At 74.5% G+C, this 463-nt stretch carries 2 protein-coding genes; both read left to right on the top strand.

The window, feature by feature from the left end; genetic code table 11:
* The coding region (locus G3I71_RS47200; RefSeq protein WP_203733145.1) for a hypothetical protein at positions 1-209 on the top strand (209 nt) is incomplete at its 5' end.
* A 52-nt stretch (positions 210-261) separates the two neighbouring features.
* Positions 262-463 (top strand): GTP-binding protein (locus tag G3I71_RS47195; RefSeq protein ID WP_239149806.1); only part of this gene is annotated, 202 nt, incomplete at its 3' end.

Below are 463 nucleotides of genomic sequence, written 5' to 3'. Positions count from 1 at the left end.
CCGCGGTCGTCCCCGCGCAGGTCGCGGAGGTGTCCGCCGCCCTGGTCGCGTCGGGCGCGGTGCTGCCGCTCGTGCGCACCCCGGTCGTGACGCTGACCGCGGAGCGGTCGGCGGACGAGGACCCGGGGCTGCCCGTGCTCGACCCCGTGCCCGCGCTGACGCCGGGAGCGGCGGACCTCACATGGTGGTGGCGCTGGACACGGCGGTAAGATGGACGCCGCGTCGCGCCCGGCGTGCCCCCCTCTTGAGATGAGTACCCGCATGCCCGCCACCGACCAGGCCTCCGGCACGGCCGTCCGTTCCGACCTGCGCAACGTCGCGATCGTCGCGCACGTCGACCACGGCAAGACGACGCTCGTCGACGCGATGCTCTGGCAGTCCGGCGCGTTCGGCGCGCACGACCACGTGGACGAGCGGGCCATGGACTCGGGCGACCTCGAGCGCGAGAAGGGCATCACGATCC

It is taken from the genome of Streptomyces sp. SID12501, assembly GCF_010550245.1.
Lineage (GTDB): Bacteria > Actinomycetota > Actinomycetes > Streptomycetales > Streptomycetaceae > Streptomyces.
The sequence above is the reverse complement of the archived record's forward strand: the minus strand, read 5'-3'. Positions and strand labels throughout refer to the sequence as shown.